Here is an 18,276-nt window from a genome sequence, read left to right as displayed (position 1 = left end):
ACGGTTCGACCGTACTGATCAGTAGCGGGGTCGAACCGATCGCTTCGGCTCCGACCGCCCATGACCCAGTGGACACAGCTCGGACCGCGGGAACGCGAGCTTCTCGCCGTCCTGCGGCGCGCCGACGACACACTCGCGGCCCGCGACCTACACGACGCGGTCACGCGCCGCGGCGACGACGTCGCGTACACGACGGTGAAGCGGACCGTCGACCGCCTCGTCGAGAAGGGGCTCGTCGAACGGGAGACCGAGTCCCACCGCGGGGCGACGCGGCACCGCTACCGGTTCGACGCCGAGGCCGCCCGACGACGACTGATCCCGGAGTTCGTCGCCGAACTCCGCGCCGTTCTCGGCGATCGAGCGATCGAGCGGATCGCGGTCCGAACAGCGCGTGACGACGACATCGACGAACGCTCATGACACGACACACTCAGCAGCCGGCGAACGAGGAGGAACCAGACGAACAGCAGAACGAATCGCCGGACGGGTTCGATTCGCTGCTCCCCGGACTCCGCCGACGGGACTTCATGAAGGCCGGGGCCGCGGTCGGCGGCCTCAGCGGGCTCGCCGGCTGTACCAGCCTGCTCAGCGACGAGGGCGACGGGACCGTCTCGGCCGCCCCCGGTCACTCGGTCCCGCCGGGCGAGATGGACGAGTACTACGCGTTCCTCGGCGGCGGTCAGTCCGGGGACGTCCGCGTCGTCGGGCTCCCGTCCATGCGCGAGCTCATCCGTATCCCGGTGTTCCAGCGCGACAGCGGGCGCGGCTACGGGCACGACGACGAGAGCCGCGAGATGCTCGAGGAGGCCGGCGGCTACACCTGGGGCGACACGCACCACCCGCGGATCAGCCAGACCGACGGCGACTACGACGGCCGGTTCGCGTACGTCAACGACAAGGCGAACGGCCGGATGGCCCGGATCGACCTGACGTATTTCGAGACCGACGCCATCGTCGACATCCCGAACCAGCAGGGGACGCACGGGTCCTGCGCGCAGCTGCCCGACACGGACCTCATCTTCGGCGTCGGCGAGTTCCGCACGCCGATCCCCAACGACGGGACGGGCGACTTACACGACCCCGACGAGTACGGCGCCGTCCTCGCCGCGATCGAACCCGAGTCGATGAACGTCGAGTGGGAGGTCCTCGTCGACGGCAACATGGACAACGGGGACGGGAGCAAGGAGGGGCGGTACTTCTTCACCACGGGCTACAACAGCGAGGGCGCCGTCACCGAGAAGGGGATGACCCGGTCGGACCGCGACAACGTCAAAGCGTTCGACATCCCGCGGATCGAGGCGGCCGTCGAGGCGGGCGACTACGAGATGATAAACGAGGTCCCCGTCGTGGACGGCCGAAAGGACAGCCCGCTCAACCAGGGCGACGACCCGGTCGTCCACTACATCCCGACGCCGAAGAGCCCGCACGGGATCAGCGTCACGCCGGATAACAAGTACGCGATCGCGAGCGGGAAGCTCGACCCGACCGCGTCGGTCATCCAGATCGACAAGATCGACGAGGTCGACGATCCGACCGACGCCATCGTCGGCCAGCCGAAGCTCGGGCTCGGTCCGCTCCACACCGCCTACGACGGCCGCGGGCACGCGTACACGTCGCTGTTCATCGATTCGCAGGTTGTCAAGTGGGACATCGAGAAGGCCGTCGAGGCCGATGCACGGTCCGAGAGCCCCGTCATCGAGAAGATCGACGTCCACTACAACCCCGGTCACCTGATCGCCTCGGAGTCGTACACGGAGGACCCGGCCGGCGACTGGCTCATCTCGCTCAACAAGCTGTCGAAAGACCGGTTCCTGCCGGTCGGCCCGCAGCACCCCGAGAACGACCAGCTGATCTACATCGGCGACGACGAGGCCGGGATGGAACACGTGAAGGACTCGCCCGCACACGCGGAGCCGCACGACGCGTCGATCTGTCACCGCTCGAAGCTCGACCCCGCGAAGACGTACGACCCCGACGACCTCGAACTCGAGTACACCGACGAGGGCGAGGAGTCGATGGAGCGGGTCGCCGACGACCGCGTCGAGATCGAGATGTACTCGACGCGGAACCACTACGGGTTCCAGGAGATGACCGTCACGGAGGGCGACACCGTCGAGATGCAGGTGACGAACATCGAGACGACGAGCGACATGCTCCACTCGGTGGCGATCCCCGACCACGACGTCCACATGCGCGTCGCCCCGCAGGAGACGCGGAAGGTGACGTTCACCGCCGACGAGCCGGGCGTCTACTGGGTCTACTGCGCGCACTTCTGTAGCGCGCTGCACCTGGAGATGCGCTCGCGGCTCATCGTCGAGCCGGAGGAATAACGCCATGTCATCGTCGCTCACGCGGTTGACCGAGATCCGACGCGCGCTGCCGCTGGCGGCAGCGGTGCTGCTCGTCGGCGCGCTGCTGGTCCCGATGTGGCGGATCACGCTCACGGCGCCGCAGTATCCCGGCCAGGAGCTGCTCATCGAGCTGTACGCGTATCCGCGTCTGGGCGGCGACTTCGCCGAGGTACAGGGGCTCAACAAGTACGCCGGGTTCCACTACCCCGACCCGGTGTACATCGAGCCGAACTACGACGTCAGCGAGGCGGCGATAGACGTCCCCGAGTGGCTGCTCGGTCCGGTCGTGTTCGCGGGGCTCGCCTTCACCGGCGCCTTCGTCGCGTTCGCGCCGACGGTCCGCAAGCTCAAAGCCGGGCTCACCGCGCAGCTCGTCGGGACGATCGCCGTCTTCGTCGGCATGTTCGCGTTCATCCAGTACCGGCTCTACCAGGCCGGTCACTCGCTGGACCCGAACGCGCCGCTCCGCGGCATCGAATCGTTCACGCCGCCGCTTCTGGGCCCCTACGCGGTGGCCAACATCAGCGGCTTCGCGTGGTTCGGACCGGGCGGCTACATGACCCTCGTCGCGGTCGCGCTGCTCGCCGTCGCGTACCTCGCGCGGGACCTCGACGCGACGGTCGACGAGCTCCCGGAACTGGCCCGCGCATTCCCCGGAGCGATCCGCGACCGCGACGAGGAACCGAGCGATGAGTCCGAGCGGGACCGAGACGCCGACCGGAACCCGGAGATCGGTGGTGGCGACCATGTCAGGTGACCGGTTCGGCCTGTCGGTCGGCCGGCTCGAAACCGGCTTCCTCGTGGCCGCCTGCGTCGTCGCCGTGATCGCGCTCGCGCTCCCGCTCGCCGCGGGTGCGACCGGGGCGCCCGGCAGCGCGGCCGCCGCCGCCGACGGATACACGAACGCCGTCGGAGCCGGAATCCCGGCGAACGACTCCGGCGCCTCCGGTCTCAACGTCGCGACAGACGTCGCGGCGACCGAGGTGACCGCGCCCGAGCGCGACGGGACCGCCGCCGTCGACGGCGAGTCGTTCGCGTCGGCGCAAGCGGCGGTCGACGCCGCTGATCCGGGCGACACGGTCGTCCTCGACGGCCGGTTCGAGGAGCGCGTGAACGCGAGCGTCGACGACCTCGAGATCGTCGCGAGCGAGGACGGCGCCGTGATCGACGGCGGCGGCGAGGGGCGCGTGATCACGCTGAGCGGCGACAACGTCACCGTCTCCGGCGTCTGGATCCGCGGCTCGGGCAGCGACCTCGACACCGAGGACGCCGGGGTGTTCGTCGCCGGCGCGGACGCCCGGATCGAGACGGTCCGGATCACCGACACGGCCTACGGGATCTGGGTTGACGGGGTCGACGACGCCGTGATCGAAGACGTGCGTATCGACGGCCGCGAGGACGTCTACCCGGTGACCGACCGCGGGAACGGGATCCACCTGTTCGAGACGAGCGGGACCGTCGTCCGCGACAGCGAGATCACGGCCACTCGGGACGGGATCTACTTCTCGTGGGCGACGGACGTCCTCGCCGAGAACAACACGATTCGACACACCCGGTACGGCGTCCACTACATGTACTCGGACGACAACCGCCTCGTCGACAACGTCGCCGCCGACAACGGCGTCGGCTACGCCCTCATGGTGAGCGAGGGGCTGACGGTCCGGAACAACACCGCCCTGCGGAGCGAGGGCACCAGCGGCCACGGCATCCTCGCGAAGGACATCGAGGAGTCGACGATAGCCGGGAATCACCTCGTCGCCAACCGCGACGGGCTGTACATCTACAACGCACAGGACAACCGGATCCTCGACAACCTGTTGTACCGCAACGCGATCGGGATCCACAGCTCCGCCGGCAGCGAGAACGAGGTCGTCGCGGGCAACAGCCTCGTCCGCAACGACCGTGCGGTCCAGACGCCGCGAACCACGCTCGTGGAGTGGAACGACACCGACCGCGGCAACTACTGGTCGGGCGCCCGCGTCGCCGACCGCGACGGCGACGGGATAAGCGAGATCCGCCACCGCCCCGTCGGACTCGTCGAGAACATCGTCGCCGAGCGGCCGCAGGCGGCGGTGTTCGCGAACAGCCCGGCGTTCGAGGCGGTGCGGCTCGCCGAGAGCTCGTTCCCCGTCATCGAGGCGCCCGGCGTCGTCGACCGCCGCCCGCTCACCGAGCCGAACCACGACTGGCGCGCCTACGAACCGACCGAGACGGGGGAGACGGACGCGGACCGAGAGACCGACACGGAGGCCACATCATGAGAATCGACGCGAGCGACGTTCGGAAGGCGTACGGAAACGTGACCGCCCTCGACGGGCTCTCGCTCTCGATCCCGAGCGGGTCGACGTTCGGGATCCTGGGCACCAACGGGGCCGGGAAATCGACCCTGTTCCGACTGCTCGTGGGTCACGACCGCCCGGACGCGGGGACGGTCTCCGTCGGCGGGTCCGACGTGACCGAGGACGGGCGACGGATCCGCGAGCGCGTCGGCTACCTCCCCGAACACGTCGGATTCCCCGACGGGCTCACCGGGCGGGAGGTGCTCGCCGTCCACTCGGCGATCCGCGGGCTCCCGGGGGACGGACGGGTCGCTCGCACCGTCGAGCGCGTCGGGCTGACCCCGGACGAGGCCGACCGCCGCGTCTCGGGCTACTCGAACGGGATGCAACGTCGACTCGGTCTGGCGACGGTGCTGCTTCCGGACCCCGACGTTCTGATACTGGACGAGCCGACCGCGGGGCTCGACCCCCGCGGCGTCGACGAGTTCCACGTCATCGTCGAGGAGATCACCGCCGAGACGGACGCGACGGTGGTCTTCTGCTCGCACGTTCTCCCCGAGGTCGAGCGGCTCTGTGACCGCGCGGCAGTGCTCCACGACGGTCGAGTGCGCGCGTCCGGCTCCATCGAGGAGCTCGCGGCCGACATCGGGGAATCGGGCGACGAGCCGACGGGCGAGCGCCGCGGTCAGCGCGGGCTCCGAGCGGTCTTCCGAGCGGCGGTCGCCGACGAGCAGGCGGGGGATTCGCGGGCCGACCGCGGGGAGGTGACGTCATGACCGAGACGGACTCCGCGGAGACGCGTTCGGACGCTCTCCACCCGGACGCGGCGGTGTTCAGCGCGGGGGACGAGGAGCCGACCGACGACGGCGAGACGCCCCCGTCTCCGTCGGCGACCTCCGGGGTGACCGAAAACCCGACCGTCGAGGGCGTTCGGGGCGCGCTCCGTCACGTCTTCGTCGTCGCCGTGACCGAGTACCGGCTCGCCGTCCGGAGCCGCTGGGCGCTCGCGCTGACCGGCCTGTTCGTCGTCTTCGGCGGGATGATGCTGACGTTCAGCGGCTCGGCGGTCGGGCCGGAGGGCGCCGAGCGCGTCGTGGCGTCCCTGACGAGCCTCGCCGCGTACCTGATCCCGCTCGCGGCGCTCGCGCTCGGGTACGACGCCGTCGTCGGCCGCGAGGACGAGGGATGGCTCGCGGTGATGTTCTCGCTGCCCGTCCGGCGCAGCGAGGTCGTCGCCGGGACGTACCTCGGTCGGCTGACGGTGCTCGCGGGCGCGACGGTGCTCGGGTTCGGGTTCAGCGGCGTGCTGATCGTCCGCGAGTTCGGGCTCGGCGAGTGGCCGTCCTTCCTCGGGTTCCTCGTCGGCGCCGTCGGCGCCGGCGCCGCGTTCCTGGCGATCGCGGTGCTGTTGTCGACCGTCGCCCGCGAGAAGACGCACGCGCTCGGCGCGGCCCTGCTCGTGTGGGTCTGGTTCGTCCTGGTCCACGACCTGATCGCGCTCGGCGTCGTCGCCGCGTTCGAGCTCCCCGACGCCGTCCTCTCCGCGCTCGTCTTCTCGAACCCGGTGAGCGCGTTCCGCGTGCTCGTGTTGAGCGGGCTCGGGACCACCGCTGGCGGCGGGTTCACCGCCGTCCTCGCCGGCAGCGGCCTCTCGACGGCGTCCCTCGCTGCCGCGTTGGCCGCGTGGTGTGTCGCCCCGATCGCCGTCGCGGCGCGACTCGTCCGCCGGCGTCGGCTCTGACCTCCGGCCCACACTCCACCGCCCGCCAGTTCTCCACCGCTCTCCCGCACTCCACCGCTCTCCCGTTCTCCACCGTCCCCTGTACTCCAATCCGAACCGACACCGAGCGAATCGCCAGCGACGCGCGTCGGCTCGGCGGGTATCGCGAGCGACGGGAGGCGCGCGACGGCGGAACCGAACACGTTCGGGATAACTGACGGGCCCGTCGGGCGCGGATACCCGGACATGACACCGGAGACGTCGGTCCTCGAAGAGACGGACGCGCCGACCGACCGCCAAGTCGAGACGCTCGACGTGGCCGATCTCGGCCCGCCGGAGCCGCTCCGGCAGACGCTCGAACTGCTCGCGGACCTGCCGGACGAAACCGTCCTCGTGCAACACAACGACCGGGCTCCGCAGTTCCTGTTCCCGAAGCTCGCGGACCGCGGCTACGCGCACGACACGGTCGAGACCGACGACGGCGTCGTCACGGCAATCTGGGCCGCGGCGGACGACTGATTCGCGTCCTCGGCGCCGAGCGCGGGCCCGCTGCCGTCGTTTATATACACCGAGCCGAACAGTTCGGTCCACTCCTCCGCAGTCCGGGAATATGCGCCGAAGGTATTCCCCCTACTCCCCTACGCCGAAGCGCATGACCCGACGCACACTCGACCGGAGAACCTTCGTTCGAACGACCGCGGCGCTCGGCGCGGCCACCGCGCTCGCCGGCTGTGGCGGGAGCGGAGACGGCGGCGACGGCGGGAGCGGAGACGGCGGTGGCCAGCAGTTCCTCTCGGAGGAGCCGGACTACGACGGCTGGTTCGACGACGCCAACAACTACGAGCAGACGGTCGACATGACCGGCTCCGACTCCGTGACCGTCGACGTCGGCGCCGGCGAGGGGCTGGCGTTCGGTCCGGCGGCGGTCGCGGTGTCGTCCGGGACGACGGTCACGTGGGAGTGGACCGGCGAGGGCGGCCAGCACAACGTGTCCGGGTCCGACGGCGACTTCGAGAGCGAGACCATCGGCGAGGAGGGGCACACCTTCGAGCACACCTTCGAGGAGTCCGGGATCCACACCTACGTGTGCACCCCCCACGAGGCGGTCGGGATGAAGGGCGCCGTCTACGTCGAGTGACGCCGCGACGATCGACCTCGACTGATGGTCCGAGGATCGATTTGGATCCAGACCCGCCCCGACCACCGACCGCAGCGGACTGACGACTGACATCACCACCGACCCACACAGATGCCACAAGCACGCCTCCTCGTCGACCTGCCCGACGGACCGTGGATAGCCGACGTCTCGCGCGAGTTCCCCGACACGGGGTTCCGCGTGCTCGCCGCGGTCCCCGGCGAGAGCGCCGGCTTCGCTCTGGTCAGGGTCACCGCACGCGACGCCGACGCGGTACTGTCGGCGATGGAAGGCCACGACGCGCTGACCGCCGTGTCGGTGATGGCGCGGGAGGACGGCGTCGTCACGGCCCGGGTGGAGACGGACGCGCCGCTGCTGTTGCTGGCGGCGAAGCGCTCGGGACTCCCGATCGAGATGCCCTTAGACATCGAGGACGGCGTGGCGGAGGTCGAAGTCACGGGCGAACACGAGCGCGTCGCCGAGATGGGCCGACGGCTGCGCGAGGTCGGCCTCGAATTCGAGGTCGAGCGCGTGCGTCAGCGCGTCAACCCCGCCCGCCTGCTGACGGACCGACAGCGGGAACTTCTGCTCGCGGCCGTCGACCTCGGCTACTACGACGTGCCGCGTCGCGCCACCCTGACGGAGGTCGCCGACCACGTCGGGATCGCGAAATCGACCTGCAGCGAGACGCTCCAGCGCGTCCAGCGAACGGTGATCCGGGAGTTCGTGGACGACCTGCCCAGTCGCCCCCTCGAGGACGAGCCGGAGATCGCGGCCGTCGACTCGTAACGGCGACCGACGGATAGCGCGACTCGATCACGACGAGACCCCCATGACCGAACCCACCGACGACCACGACCACGACGAGACCGCCGAACCGATCACCGACCGAGTCCACGACAACTCCTGGTCGGCGAACTTGGAGGAGCCGAAGTACGCCAACGACCCGGAACTGGCGGTCCGCGACGCGCTCGCGGCCGTCGACCACACGACCCCGGGGAACCACGTCAACTTGGTCACCCACGGCGACCTCGGCCATCCAGAGGCGTTCCTCTACGACGCGCTCCGCGAGGAACGCGATGGCCTCGACCCGGAGTACGTCGAGCGGTGCGGCTGCGGCGGTCACGTCACCCGCGTGGACGTTTCTTAAAAGGCCAACGCGGGACGGACGAGCGGCCTTCCCCCAACCGACCGCCGTACTTCCCCCGACAGCCAAGCGGCTGCGCCCGTTGCCATTTATATTCCGTCCGTCCCGTAGAAGAGGCCGTGTCCCCCGATCCGACCCTGCCGTTCGCGGACGGGCCGGGAGCGATCGGGACCCACGCCGATCCGGTGCTCGTGGACCCGTCGCCGTCGCTGTTGACGGCGGCGGTCGAGGCGTACCGCGAGGCGGCGCCGGGGCTCGTCGACCCAGACCCGTCGACGCTTCGGGCCGAAGCGGAGGGGGACTCGCCAGCGTTATCGGAGACGCTCCCCTCGGAGCTTCCGACGCTCACCGTCCTCGCGAGCGACCGCGCGGCCGACGCCGTCGTCGACCGCTTCCATCCCGCGAGCCGGCTCGCGGCGCTCGTGGAGGCGGAGGTCTGGGACCTCCTGACGCTGCCGGAGCCACAGCCGAACGCGGCTCTCGTCGGTCGAACGACGGGATTCGCGCTCGTCCCGGCCGAGGGCTCGAAGCACGAGAACACCGACGCCGGTGACGGTCCCGAGACGTGGTGTCGAGTCGGCGACGACCCGACGCTCCGGGAGCGCTACGCCCCGCTCGTCGAAGCGGCCGAGGTGCGCGGCGTGCGGACGCCGAGTCGCCGTCGCGCGTACGAGGCGCTGCGGGAGCGCTGCGGCCTCGACGTCGCGGGCGACGCGATCCGCGCGCTCGACGCCGGAGTCGTCGACGGCGACGCCCTCGATCTGGCCGGCGCGCGCCGCCGCGCGTACGTGGTCGGTGTCCAGCGCGGCGCGCTCGACCGCGACCTGCGTCGCGCCTGCGAGGACGCCGGGCTCGGGAGCTCGGCGACGTTCACGCGGATCAAGCGGGAGCTCCGCGACGCGGGACTGCTCGGGACGGAGTCGGTCCCGCAGCGGGTCGGTCGCCCTCGAGAGCGGCTCGTCGCCCGCGGCGGGCTCGCCGACGCCGACGGGCCGATAGAGGCGGTCGCGGCGGCGCTGGACGCGGTCTGATGCGGGATACTTAAAAACGGCTCCGCGAGGGCGGCCGCCCTCAGTCGTCTTTCGTCTTGATGTCGGCCGAGAGCCCCTGCGCCATCTCGATCTCCGTCGAGTTGTTCAGGGTCCACGCGGTGCGGTCGGTGACCGCCTCGATGGCCTCCCGGGCGGAGGGGTAGCCGTTGCCGGACTTCTTGACGCCGCCGAACGGGAGCTGGACCTCGGCGCCGATACAGGGGAGGTTCCCGTACGCGAGCCCGAGCTCGGCGCGGTCGCGGTAGTAGTTGATCTGTCGGTAGTCCTCGGAGACGATCGCGCCGGCGAGCCCGTACTCGGTGTCGTTCTGGATCGCGACCGCGCGCTCGATGTCGCCGTCGTACTCGAGCAGCGCGACGTGCGGCCCGAACACCTCCTCGTGGGTACACCGGAGGTCCTCGCTGGGGTCGGCCTCGTAGACGAACGGGCCGATCCAGTGGCCGTCCTCGTGGCCGTCGGGGACCTCGTCGGCGTCGAGGTCGGTGCGGTCGACGAGGACGTTCACGCCCTCGCTGCGGGCGAGCTCGTTGTACTCCGCGACCTTCTCGTAGTGCTCGGCCTCGATGAGCGGCCCCATGAACGTGTCTTCGTCGAGCGGGTCGCCGACGGCGACGTCCTCGGCGATCTCGACGAACCGCTCCTTGAACTCGTCGTACACGTCGGTGTGGACGATCAGGCGCTCGGAGGAGACGCAGCGCTGCCCGGTCGTCTTAAACGAGGACATCACCGCGGAGTGGACCGCGACGTCGAGGTCGGCCGCCTCGGTGACGACGATCGCGTTCTTGCCGCCCATCTCGCAGGCGACGCGCTTGCCGGGGACCCCGCCGAGCTTGTCCTGGATCAGGTGGCCGACCTCCGCCGAGCCGGTGAAGATGACCGTCTCCACGTCGTCGTGCTCGACGATCGCGTTGCCGGCGTCGCCGAACCCCTGGACCATGTTGAACACGCCGTCCGGGATCCCGGCGTCGTCGAACATCTCCGCGATGATCTGCGCGCACCACGGGGTCTGCTCGGCCGGCTTGAAGACGACGGTGTTCCCCTCCACCAGGGCAATTGCCATGTGCCAGTAGGGGATCGCGACGGGGAAGTTCCACGGGGTGATACAGCCCGTGACGCCGCGGGGCTTCCGGCGCATGTACGCGTCCTTCGCCGGGATCTCGGAGGGGACGATGTCGCCCTTCGGGTGACGCGCGTCGCCCGCGGCCCACTCGACCATGTGGGCGGCCTCGACGACGTCCGCCTTCCCCTCGCTGATCTCCTTCCCGCACTCCTTGGTGACGACCCGTCCGAGCTCGTCGGTGCGCTCGCGCAGCTCGTGGTACACGTCCCAGAGGTACTCGGCGCGCTCGATTCGGGAGAGCTCGCGCCACTCCGCGAACGCCTCGTCGGCCGCGTCGACCGCGCGGTCGACGTCCTCGGGGGTCCCCTGCCGGAACTCGCCGAGTGACTCCCCGGTCGCCGGGTTCTCGCTCTCGAAGGTCTCCGAGCCCGCGCCCGAGACCCACTCGCCGTCGATGTAGTGTTGGTACGGCTCCGACATGGACGGTGCTTACCGTCGCCGCGCCCAAATATCCCACCCGACCATGGGCGGCAGAGTCTTTGTGATGCGGTACCACGGAAGAGGTAGTAATGGCGACGACAGACGCGACCGGGGCGGACGAGTGGTCGGGGACTCGGCTCACGCTCGACCTGTGGCATCCGAACTGCTGGGCGATCGAGGCGACGAACAGAACCGCGGGCGGCGTCCTCGCCCACGCGATATACAACTCGCCGCGGACCGACCGCGACGCGCCGAACTCGGTGAACGGCCTGTTCACGGCGTTCGCCGACACGAACGAGGAGGTCGAGGCGCTGCTCGACGCGATCCGCGAGTCCGACCGGGCGGGGAACCTGCTCGAGCTCCAGGAGCGATTCGGGCGCGCGAGGGACGCCCCGGGCAACGTCGTCCGCGAGTTCTTCCTGGAGTACGACCCGGCCGACATGGTGTGTCCGACGCTGCTCGAACACGGGTTCGTCCACAGCGCGCCGGTCCGGATCGAGGACGGCCGCGAGGAGTGGCAGGTGTGTTTCGTCGGCGAGCGGACCGAGATCCGGGAGTCGCTCGACGCGGTCCAGGCGGACTCCGGCGCCGAGGTGACCGTGGAGTCGATGTCGTCGTCGGGGCACGCGGGGCGGACTCCCCGCGAGCAGCGGCTCGACACGCTGACGCCAACCCAGCGGGACGTGTACGAACACGCCCGCGAGGCGGGGTACTACGAGTGGCCGCGCGAGACGTCGACCCGCGAGCTCGCCGACGACATGGACGTCTCGAAGACGACCCTGCTCGAACACCTCCGGAAGGCGGAGGCGAAGCTGCTCGATCCGTGACCGCCGACTCGGATCAGTTCCCCACGACCGCTCGCAGCGCGAACAGCGCGTTCGACTTGCGCTCTCGGATCCGCCGGTAGAAGTAGGAGAACCACTTGGTCCCGTACGGGATGTACTGGTAGACCGCCACGTCGTCTTCGGCCGCGAGCTCGAACTGCGCCGACTCCCGGACGCCGGTCAGCATCTGCACCTCGTAGGGGGTGCCGTGCTCGGCGTGCAGTTCCTTCGCGTGCTCGATCATCGCGGGGTCGTGGCTCCCGACGGCGATCCCGTCGTCGAACGCCTCGAACATGTACGCGAGGCAGTCGCGGTACGACTCGTCGACGCGGGCCTTCTCCTTGTACGAGAGTTCGGCTGGCTCGTCGTACGCGCCCTTGACGAGCCGGACCTTCCCCGGGAGGTCGGCGAGCCGCTCGAGGTCGTCCCGCGTTCGCTTCAGGTTCGCCTGCACGCAGACGCCGACGTTGCCGTCGGTCGCGACCGCGTGCCGCTCGAACGCGTCGAGCGTCACGTCGGTGGTCTCGTGGTCCTCCATGTCGATCCAGACAAACGGCCCCGTCCCGTCCGGACCGGTCGCCGCCGGGGCGTTGGCCGCCTCGACGATGCGCGCGAGGTTCTCCTCGAAGACGTCGTCGCCGACGTCGAGGCCGATCTGGCTCGACTTCACGGAGACGCAGGCGTCGACGCCGCGCTCCGCGATCGCCCCGACGAGGTCGACGTACGCGTCGGCGTCGGCGTCGGCCGGCGGTCGCTCCTCGTAGTGCTCGCCGAGCAGGTTCAGGATGCCGGCCACGCCGCGGTCGTTGAGCCCCTCGACGTGGTCGAGCGCCGCCTCCGGAGTCTCCCCTGCGACGAAGTTGCTCGCGATTGGCGGTATCATATCCACACCGCGGATCCGTATCGGTATATATGGGCACCCGACCAATTATTACGAGTATTAAAAGACCAAATAAATATTCCACTCCAATCCCCCGCCCGTGCCACGACCGCCTATCGCGGCGGCGGAGAGGAACATGTACGGGCGGCCCGACCATGGACGGGCCGGGGTTAAGATACCCCGATGTCCACGGAGATACCAGGTCACATATGTCACGAGATACCACGGATCTGGCGGACCGGCGAACGCTGCTGAAACTGACCGGCGGTGCGGGGCTCGTCGCCCTGTCGGGCTGTCTGAGCACGACCGACGACGGCGGAGACGGGAGCGACGGGTCGGACGGCGACGACGGAAGCGACGGCGACGACGGGAGCGACGGATCCGACGACGGAAGCGACAGCGACGACTCCACGGAGGCCTACGAGGTCGGGATGGTCGACTCGCAGACCGGGTCGCTGTCGGCGTTCGGCGAGCGGAACCAGCGCGGCGTCAACCTCGCTCTCTCGCGCGTCAACGAGGTCGGCATTAACGGGCGAGACCTCGATATCGTCGTCGAGGACTCCGAAAGCGAAAACCAGGGCGGGATCGCTGCCGCCCAGAAGCTCGTCAACCAGGACGGCGTCCCGTTCCTGATCGGCGCGGTCGGCTCCGGCGTCTCGCTGGCCATCTACGAGAGCGTCGTCGAGGGGTCCGACGTCGTCCAGCTGAGCCAGAACTCCACCGGCCTCAACCTCACCGAGTTCCCGGGACTGCTCCGGATGTCGCCGTCGGGACGGAGCCAGTCGCTCGCGCTCTCGAACCTGATCAGCGACGACGGCTACGACGAGGTGGCGATCACCTACGTCAACAACGACTACGGCCAGAGCCTCACCGACGCGTTCGTCAACGCGTACGACGGCGAGATCGTCTACAACACGCCCCACGACCAGGACCAGCAGTCGTACTCCAGCGTCATCTCGGAGATGAACAGCTCCGGCGCCGACGCGTGGCTGTTCATCACCTATCAGGCCGAGTTCGCGACGATGGTCAACGAGGTGTACTCCTCGGGGTACGAGGCGCAGTTCTACGGCGCCGACTCCGTCTCCGGCGACAACGTCCTCGAGAACACCCCCGAGGGGAGCATCGAGGAGATGAAGATCGTCGTTCCGTCCGCGCCCGTCGAGGAGGAGAACTACCAGTCGTTCGCGGACGCCTTCGAGTCCGAGTACGGCCAGCAGCCGACCTCGTGGGCGGCGTACGCGTACGACTGCGTGATCAACGCCGCGCTCGCGATTCAGGCCGCCGACGAGTTCACCGGCGAGGCGCTCCAGGACACCGTTCGGCGCGTCTCGGGCCCCGAGGGCGAGACGGTGACCTCGTTCGAGGCCGCCAGCGAGATCCTCGCGGACGGCGGCGGCCCCGACGACGTCGATTACCAGGGGGTCAGCGGCCCCATCGACTTCGACGAGAACGGGGACCCGGTCGGCTTCCTTCAGGTCTTGGAGGTCCAAGACCACGCGTACGAAGGCATCGACTTCATCGAAGGGTAATCCCGACCGATGACCGTTCTCGGATACCTGGCTAACGGGTTGGTGTTCAGCAGCATCATCGTCCTCGGGAGCATCGGGCTGTCGCTGGTGTACAGCATCGCGGACTTCGCGAACTTCGCACACGGCGACACGATGACGATCGGCGCGTACTCGGCGCTCGTGACCTTCGGCGCGGTCGGCGGGCTCGGCGGCGCGGTGCTGGGACTCCCGTACGGCTTCTTCGTGGCCTTGGTCGTCGGCATCGCCGCCGCGGCGGTGGTGGCGGTCGCCACCGAGAAGCTCATCTACGAGCCGCTCGACGTCGACTCGATCGGCCTGCTGATCACGTCGATCGGGATCGCGTTCATCTACCGCGCGGTGATCCAGATCCGGTTCGGTTCCGACTTCACCCGGTTCGACCTCCAACCGCTGCGGCCGATCGAGGCGTTGGTCCCGTACGGCGTCCGGATAACGCTCCACGACGTCGCGATATTCGGATCGGCGGTGGTGCTCGTGGTCGGGCTCCACGTCTTGCTCCAGTACACCGACCTCGGTCGGAAGATGCGCGCGATGGCGGACAACCCCGACCTCGCGCGGGTCAGCGGTATCCGAACGAAGCGGGTCAAGCTGTGGACGTGGGTCATCGGCGCCGGGCTCGCCGGCGCGGGCGGCGTGTTCCTCGGACTCTTCAACCAGCTTGCGCCCCGGATGGGGTTTAACCTCCTGCTGGTGATCTTCGCGGCGGTGATCCTCGGCGGGATCGGCTCCGTGTACGGCGCGATGGCGGGCGGATTCCTCATCGGCATGATAAACCAGCTAACGCCGTTCTTCTCCAACGTGGTCGAGGCGCTACCGATCCGTCCGAACTGGCTCGCGACCGTGATCGAGAACATGATCACCATCGAGTACGCGAACGCGATCGCGTTCGTGATCATGGTCGTCGTGCTGTTGGTCCGGCCCAACGGGATCGCCGGGGAGGCTGCGACGTGAGCCTCCTCGACGACCCGAGGGCGGCGGTCGCCGACCTGAGCCGCCCGGAGGAGTGGGTGCTCGGCGTCAGCGTCGCGTTCGTGCTGTTCCTCTTCGTCGCGATGCTCACCGGCGCGCTCGGTCCGACGTACTTCCTGTTCCTCGTCGGACTGGCGGGGATGTACTCGCTGTTGTCGTTCGGGCTGAACGCCCAGTGGGGGTTCACGGGACTGATCAACTTCAGCGTCGCCGCGTTCTTCGGCATCGGCGCGTACGGCACCGCGCTGATGACCGCGAGCGGCTCGCCGATCGCCGGCGGCTTCAGTCCGCTCGTCGGACTCGCCGTCGCGCTCGTCGTCGCGCTCGCGCTGGCGCTGATCATCGGTATCCCGACGCTCCGGCTCCGCGCCGATTACCTCGCCATCGCGTCGCTCGGGCTCGCCGAGGTCGTGCGGCTGATCGTCTTAAACGAGCGCTGGCTGACGAACGGCAGCGCGGGGCTGCGCGGCATCCCGAGCTTCTTCGTCGGGTGGCCGGTGCTCTCGACGTTCCCGGAGGCGATGCCGGGGCTCCGGCTGGAGGTGATCCCCGGGTCGCCGGTAATCTTAGAGACGGCGTTCTGGCAGGCGTCGCTGAACGTCCTGTTGGTGCTGGCGTTCGCGGGGGCCGCGTACTTCGTCCTTCGGCGCGCACATCAGTCGCCGTGGGGGCGCGTGCTGCGCACGATCCGCTCCGACGAGGACCTCGCTCGGGCGCTCGGGAAGAACACCTACTCGTTCAAGATGCAGTCGTTCATCCTCGGCAGCCTGATCATGGCGCTGGCGGGCGTGTTCTACGCACACCTGAACCTCTACGTCGGGCCGGGCGATCTGGACCCGATCACGACGTTCTACGCGTGGGTCGCCGTAATCTTAGGCGGTAGCGGCTCCAACCGCGGAGCGCTGTTCGGCGGCATCGTGATCGTCACGATCCGCGAGGGGACCCGATTCTTAAACGATGTGGCGCTGCCGATCGACCCCGCACCGCTGCGGCTGCTGCTGATCGGAGTCGTGATCGTCGCCGTGATGCGCTACCGGCCGCAGGGCGTCCTTCCGCCGCAGCGGGAGCTGATCTGGCCGAGCGCGGTCGAGGGCGGCGGAACGCCCGAGACGCCCGACAGCGGCGTCCGAGAACAGAAGGGAGGTGGCGGCGATGAGTGAGGGCGCCCTCCCCAAGAAGGACGCCGTCCTGCGCGTCAACGACCTCCAGAAGTCGTTCGGCGGGCTCGCGGCGACCGACCACGCGACGTTCGCGGTCGAGCGCGGCACGATCACCGGACTCATCGGCCCGAACGGCGCCGGAAAGTCGACCCTCTTTAACCTCATCTCCGGCTTCTACGAACCGGACGGCGGGACCGTCGAGGTGAACGGGACCGACGTGACCGGGATGGAACCGTACGAGGTCGCCGACCACGGGCTCATTCGGACGTTCCAGACCCCGCGCAAGCTCGAAGGGATGACGGTCCGCGAGGCGATGCTCGTCGGCCCCCGGAAACAGCCCGGCGAGTCGTTCCTCACGCTGTTCACCTCGCCGGGGTCGGTCGACGAGAGCGAGTCGAAGAACCTCGCCGAGGCGGAGCGGATACTGGCGGACTTCGAGATCGACCACCTCGCCGCCCAGCCCGCGACCGACATCTCCGGCGGGCAGATGAAGCTCGTCGAGCTCGCGCGGGCGATGCTCGCCGAGCCGGAGGTGCTGCTGCTCGACGAGCCGGTGGCGGGGGTGAACCCGACGCTGGCGAAGAAGCTCAAGGACCAGATCCGGCGGCTCAACGAGCAGGGGACGACGTTCCTGCTCATCGAGCACGACATGGAGTTCGTGATGGACCTGGCGGACCCGATCGTCGTCCTCGATCAGGGACACGTCCTGACCGAGGGGACGCCGGAGGGGGTCCGTAACGACGACCGCGTCATCGACGCGTACCTCGGAGGCGGGACATGAGCGACGACACAACCGGGCCTGCGGACGGGGCTCACGACGGAACCGGGCCTGCGGACGGGGCTCGCGGCGGAACCGACCCCGTGCTCTCGCTGTCGGGCGTCGACAGCGGGTACGGCGAGGTACAGGTGCTCGACGACTGCTCGGTCCGACTCGACCCGGGCGAGATCGTCTGTCTCGTCGGCCCCAACGGAGCCGGGAAGTCGACGGTCCTCAAGACGGCGTTCGGGATGTTGACCCCGTGGACGGGGACCGTCGAGTACCACGGCCGCGACATCGGCGGGATGGCGCCAGAGGCGATCGTCCGCGAGGGGATCGGCTACGTCCCCCAGACCGACAACGTGTTCGGCTCGCTGACGATCGACGAGAACCTCCGGATGGGCGGCGTCGCCCGCGACGGCGGCCTCGACGAGGTGATCGGGACGCTGTACGACCGGTTCCCGATCATCGAGGAGAAGCGCACCGCGAAGGCGCGGACGCTCTCCGGCGGTCAGCGGCAGGTGCTCGCGTTCGCCCGGGCCCTGGTGATGGAGCCCGACGTGCTCCTCATCGACGAGCCGTCGGCGGGGCTCGCGCCCAACACCGCCGACGACGTGTTCGAGGACGTCCGGGAGGTCAACGACATGGACACGGCGATCCTCATGGTCGAGCAGAACGTGACGAAGGGGCTCGGCATCTCCGACCGCGGCTACGTCCTCGACCAAGGGACCGTCCGGTTCGAGGGAACGCCCGAGGAGCTGCTGAACGACGAGGAGGTCTCGCAGCTGTACCTGGGCGGCTGAGTCTCCCCGTCCCGGTTTCGACTCGCGTCACCGACTTCGACCCGTATCGCCGTATTCAACACGTGCCGCCGCCCTCCCGCGAACGGACCGCGATTCGGCCCGTCTTCCACTC

At 69.2% G+C, this 18,276-nt stretch carries 19 protein-coding genes; 17 read left to right on the top strand and 2 right to left on the bottom strand.

All coding sequences use genetic code 11. From position 1 onward, the window contains the following. The first annotated feature begins 60 nt into the window (after positions 1-60). From Hrr1229_RS00435 to Hrr1229_RS00385, 11 genes are all read left to right on the top strand, one after another. Complete coding sequence (locus Hrr1229_RS00435; protein WP_123114714.1) at positions 61-420, top strand: BlaI/MecI/CopY family transcriptional regulator; 360 nt, start codon at positions 61-63, stop codon at positions 418-420. Then, positions 417-2,330: a TAT-dependent nitrous-oxide reductase gene (gene nosZ, locus Hrr1229_RS00430; RefSeq protein ID WP_123114715.1), complete on the top strand. Its 1,914-nt coding sequence runs from the start codon at positions 417-419 to the stop codon at positions 2,328-2,330. The genes Hrr1229_RS00435 and nosZ overlap by 4 nt, the downstream gene beginning before the upstream one ends. A 4-nt stretch (positions 2,331-2,334) precedes the next feature. Continuing rightward, positions 2,335-3,108, top strand: a complete 774-nt coding sequence (locus tag Hrr1229_RS00425) for a hypothetical protein (protein WP_123114716.1) — start codon at positions 2,335-2,337, stop codon at positions 3,106-3,108. Next, entirely contained in the window at positions 3,098-4,612 is a 1,515-nt protein-coding gene (gene nosD, locus Hrr1229_RS00420; RefSeq protein ID WP_123114963.1) for a nitrous oxide reductase family maturation protein NosD, read from the top strand. Before Hrr1229_RS00425 ends, nosD begins: the two co-directional genes overlap by 11 nt. Continuing rightward, the gene (locus Hrr1229_RS00415) at positions 4,609-5,406 is read left to right on the top strand and encodes an ABC transporter ATP-binding protein (protein WP_123114717.1); all 798 of its coding nucleotides are present in this window, start codon (positions 4,609-4,611) and stop codon (positions 5,404-5,406) included. Before nosD ends, Hrr1229_RS00415 begins: the two co-directional genes overlap by 4 nt. Continuing rightward, positions 5,403-6,371: an ABC transporter permease gene (locus Hrr1229_RS00410; RefSeq protein WP_123114718.1), complete on the top strand. Its 969-nt coding sequence runs from the start codon at positions 5,403-5,405 to the stop codon at positions 6,369-6,371. The genes Hrr1229_RS00415 and Hrr1229_RS00410 overlap by 4 nt, the downstream gene beginning before the upstream one ends. Before the next feature lie 225 nt (positions 6,372-6,596). Beyond that, positions 6,597-6,869, top strand: coding sequence for a DUF2249 domain-containing protein (locus Hrr1229_RS00405; protein WP_123114719.1), 273 nt, complete (start codon positions 6,597-6,599; stop codon positions 6,867-6,869). 133 nt (positions 6,870-7,002) lie between these two features. Next, positions 7,003-7,488 (top strand): halocyanin domain-containing protein, encoded by a 486-nt coding sequence (locus Hrr1229_RS00400; protein WP_123114720.1) that lies wholly within the window; start codon positions 7,003-7,005, stop codon positions 7,486-7,488. A gap of 111 nt (positions 7,489-7,599) precedes the next feature. Further along, on the top strand, positions 7,600-8,274 hold the full coding sequence (locus Hrr1229_RS00395) for a helix-turn-helix domain-containing protein (RefSeq protein ID WP_123114721.1): 675 nt from the start codon (positions 7,600-7,602) through the stop codon (positions 8,272-8,274). 43 nt (positions 8,275-8,317) lie between these two features. Continuing rightward, positions 8,318-8,635 carry a CGCGG family rSAM-modified RiPP protein gene (locus Hrr1229_RS00390; protein WP_123114722.1) on the top strand — a complete coding sequence of 106 codons (318 nt, stop codon included), beginning with the start codon at positions 8,318-8,320 and terminating at the stop codon, positions 8,633-8,635. Between the two features lie 116 nt (positions 8,636-8,751). Beyond that, on the top strand, positions 8,752-9,663 hold the full coding sequence (locus Hrr1229_RS00385) for a DUF5821 family protein (protein WP_123114723.1): 912 nt from the start codon (positions 8,752-8,754) through the stop codon (positions 9,661-9,663). A gap of 40 nt (positions 9,664-9,703) precedes the next feature. Here Hrr1229_RS00385 and Hrr1229_RS00380 read toward each other — a convergent pair whose 3' ends face one another. Continuing rightward, positions 9,704-11,224: an aldehyde dehydrogenase family protein gene (locus tag Hrr1229_RS00380; protein WP_123114724.1), complete on the bottom strand. Its 1,521-nt coding sequence runs from the start codon at positions 11,222-11,224 to the stop codon at positions 9,704-9,706. A gap of 89 nt (positions 11,225-11,313) precedes the next feature. Here Hrr1229_RS00380 and Hrr1229_RS00375 point away from each other — a divergent pair, with 89 nt between their 5' ends. After that, on the top strand, positions 11,314-12,051 hold the full coding sequence (locus Hrr1229_RS00375; protein WP_123114725.1) for a helix-turn-helix domain-containing protein: 738 nt from the start codon (positions 11,314-11,316) through the stop codon (positions 12,049-12,051). 13 nt (positions 12,052-12,064) lie between these two features. Here Hrr1229_RS00375 and Hrr1229_RS00370 read toward each other — a convergent pair whose 3' ends face one another. Further along, complete coding sequence (locus tag Hrr1229_RS00370; protein ID WP_123114726.1) at positions 12,065-12,931, bottom strand: proline dehydrogenase family protein; 867 nt, start codon at positions 12,929-12,931, stop codon at positions 12,065-12,067. Between the two features lie 206 nt (positions 12,932-13,137). Here Hrr1229_RS00370 and Hrr1229_RS00365 point away from each other — a divergent pair, with 206 nt between their 5' ends. The 5 genes from Hrr1229_RS00365 to Hrr1229_RS00345 are packed head-to-tail and all read left to right on the top strand — an operon-like array spanning position 13,138 to position 18,164. Next, on the top strand, positions 13,138-14,457 hold the full coding sequence (locus tag Hrr1229_RS00365) for an ABC transporter substrate-binding protein (RefSeq protein ID WP_123114727.1): 1,320 nt from the start codon (positions 13,138-13,140) through the stop codon (positions 14,455-14,457). Positions 14,458-14,466: 9 nt separating this feature from the next. After that, a complete protein-coding gene (locus Hrr1229_RS00360; RefSeq protein ID WP_123114728.1) occupies positions 14,467-15,426 on the top strand; it encodes a branched-chain amino acid ABC transporter permease in 960 nt (319 codons plus the stop codon). Then, positions 15,423-16,604 carry a branched-chain amino acid ABC transporter permease gene (locus Hrr1229_RS00355; protein ID WP_123114729.1) on the top strand — a complete coding sequence of 394 codons (1,182 nt, stop codon included), beginning with the start codon at positions 15,423-15,425 and terminating at the stop codon, positions 16,602-16,604. Before Hrr1229_RS00360 ends, Hrr1229_RS00355 begins: the two co-directional genes overlap by 4 nt. After that, positions 16,597-17,385, top strand: a complete 789-nt coding sequence (locus tag Hrr1229_RS00350; protein ID WP_123114964.1) for an ABC transporter ATP-binding protein — start codon at positions 16,597-16,599, stop codon at positions 17,383-17,385. Before Hrr1229_RS00355 ends, Hrr1229_RS00350 begins: the two co-directional genes overlap by 8 nt. Further along, the gene (locus Hrr1229_RS00345; protein ID WP_123114730.1) at positions 17,382-18,164 is read left to right on the top strand and encodes an ABC transporter ATP-binding protein; all 783 of its coding nucleotides are present in this window, start codon (positions 17,382-17,384) and stop codon (positions 18,162-18,164) included. The genes Hrr1229_RS00350 and Hrr1229_RS00345 overlap by 4 nt, the downstream gene beginning before the upstream one ends. Positions 18,165-18,276 lie beyond the last annotated feature (112 nt).

Source organism: Halorubrum sp. CBA1229, assembly GCF_003721435.2.
Lineage (GTDB): Archaea > Halobacteriota > Halobacteria > Halobacteriales > Haloferacaceae > Halorubrum.
This window is presented reverse-complemented; position numbering and strand designations above follow the sequence as displayed.

What these genes read in the sequence shown, in the direction of transcription:
- Hrr1229_RS00435 (WP_123114714.1), top strand. Translation starts at nt 61, where the DNA reads ATGACCCAGTGGACACAGCTCGGACCGCGGGAACGCGAGCTTCTCGCC.
- nosZ (WP_123114715.1), top strand. Translation starts at nt 417, where the DNA reads ATGACACGACACACTCAGCAGCCGGCGAACGAGGAGGAACCAGACGAA.
- Hrr1229_RS00425 (WP_123114716.1), top strand. Translation starts at nt 2,335, where the DNA reads ATGTCATCGTCGCTCACGCGGTTGACCGAGATCCGACGCGCGCTGCCG.
- nosD (WP_123114963.1), top strand. Translation starts at nt 3,098, where the DNA reads ATGTCAGGTGACCGGTTCGGCCTGTCGGTCGGCCGGCTCGAAACCGGC.
- Hrr1229_RS00415 (WP_123114717.1), top strand. Translation starts at nt 4,609, where the DNA reads ATGAGAATCGACGCGAGCGACGTTCGGAAGGCGTACGGAAACGTGACC.
- Hrr1229_RS00410 (WP_123114718.1), top strand. Translation starts at nt 5,403, where the DNA reads ATGACCGAGACGGACTCCGCGGAGACGCGTTCGGACGCTCTCCACCCG.
- Hrr1229_RS00405 (WP_123114719.1), top strand. Translation starts at nt 6,597, where the DNA reads ATGACACCGGAGACGTCGGTCCTCGAAGAGACGGACGCGCCGACCGAC.
- Hrr1229_RS00400 (WP_123114720.1), top strand. Translation starts at nt 7,003, where the DNA reads ATGACCCGACGCACACTCGACCGGAGAACCTTCGTTCGAACGACCGCG.
- Hrr1229_RS00395 (WP_123114721.1), top strand. Translation starts at nt 7,600, where the DNA reads ATGCCACAAGCACGCCTCCTCGTCGACCTGCCCGACGGACCGTGGATA.
- Hrr1229_RS00390 (WP_123114722.1), top strand. Translation starts at nt 8,318, where the DNA reads ATGACCGAACCCACCGACGACCACGACCACGACGAGACCGCCGAACCG.
- Hrr1229_RS00380 (WP_123114724.1), bottom strand. Translation starts at nt 11,224, where the DNA reads ATGTCGGAGCCGTACCAACACTACATCGACGGCGAGTGGGTCTCGGGC.
- Hrr1229_RS00375 (WP_123114725.1), top strand. Translation starts at nt 11,314, where the DNA reads ATGGCGACGACAGACGCGACCGGGGCGGACGAGTGGTCGGGGACTCGG.
- Hrr1229_RS00370 (WP_123114726.1), bottom strand. Translation starts at nt 12,931, where the DNA reads ATGATACCGCCAATCGCGAGCAACTTCGTCGCAGGGGAGACTCCGGAG.
- Hrr1229_RS00365 (WP_123114727.1), top strand. Translation starts at nt 13,138, where the DNA reads ATGTCACGAGATACCACGGATCTGGCGGACCGGCGAACGCTGCTGAAA.
- Hrr1229_RS00360 (WP_123114728.1), top strand. Translation starts at nt 14,467, where the DNA reads ATGACCGTTCTCGGATACCTGGCTAACGGGTTGGTGTTCAGCAGCATC.
- Hrr1229_RS00350 (WP_123114964.1), top strand. Translation starts at nt 16,597, where the DNA reads ATGAGTGAGGGCGCCCTCCCCAAGAAGGACGCCGTCCTGCGCGTCAAC.
- Hrr1229_RS00345 (WP_123114730.1), top strand. Translation starts at nt 17,382, where the DNA reads ATGAGCGACGACACAACCGGGCCTGCGGACGGGGCTCACGACGGAACC.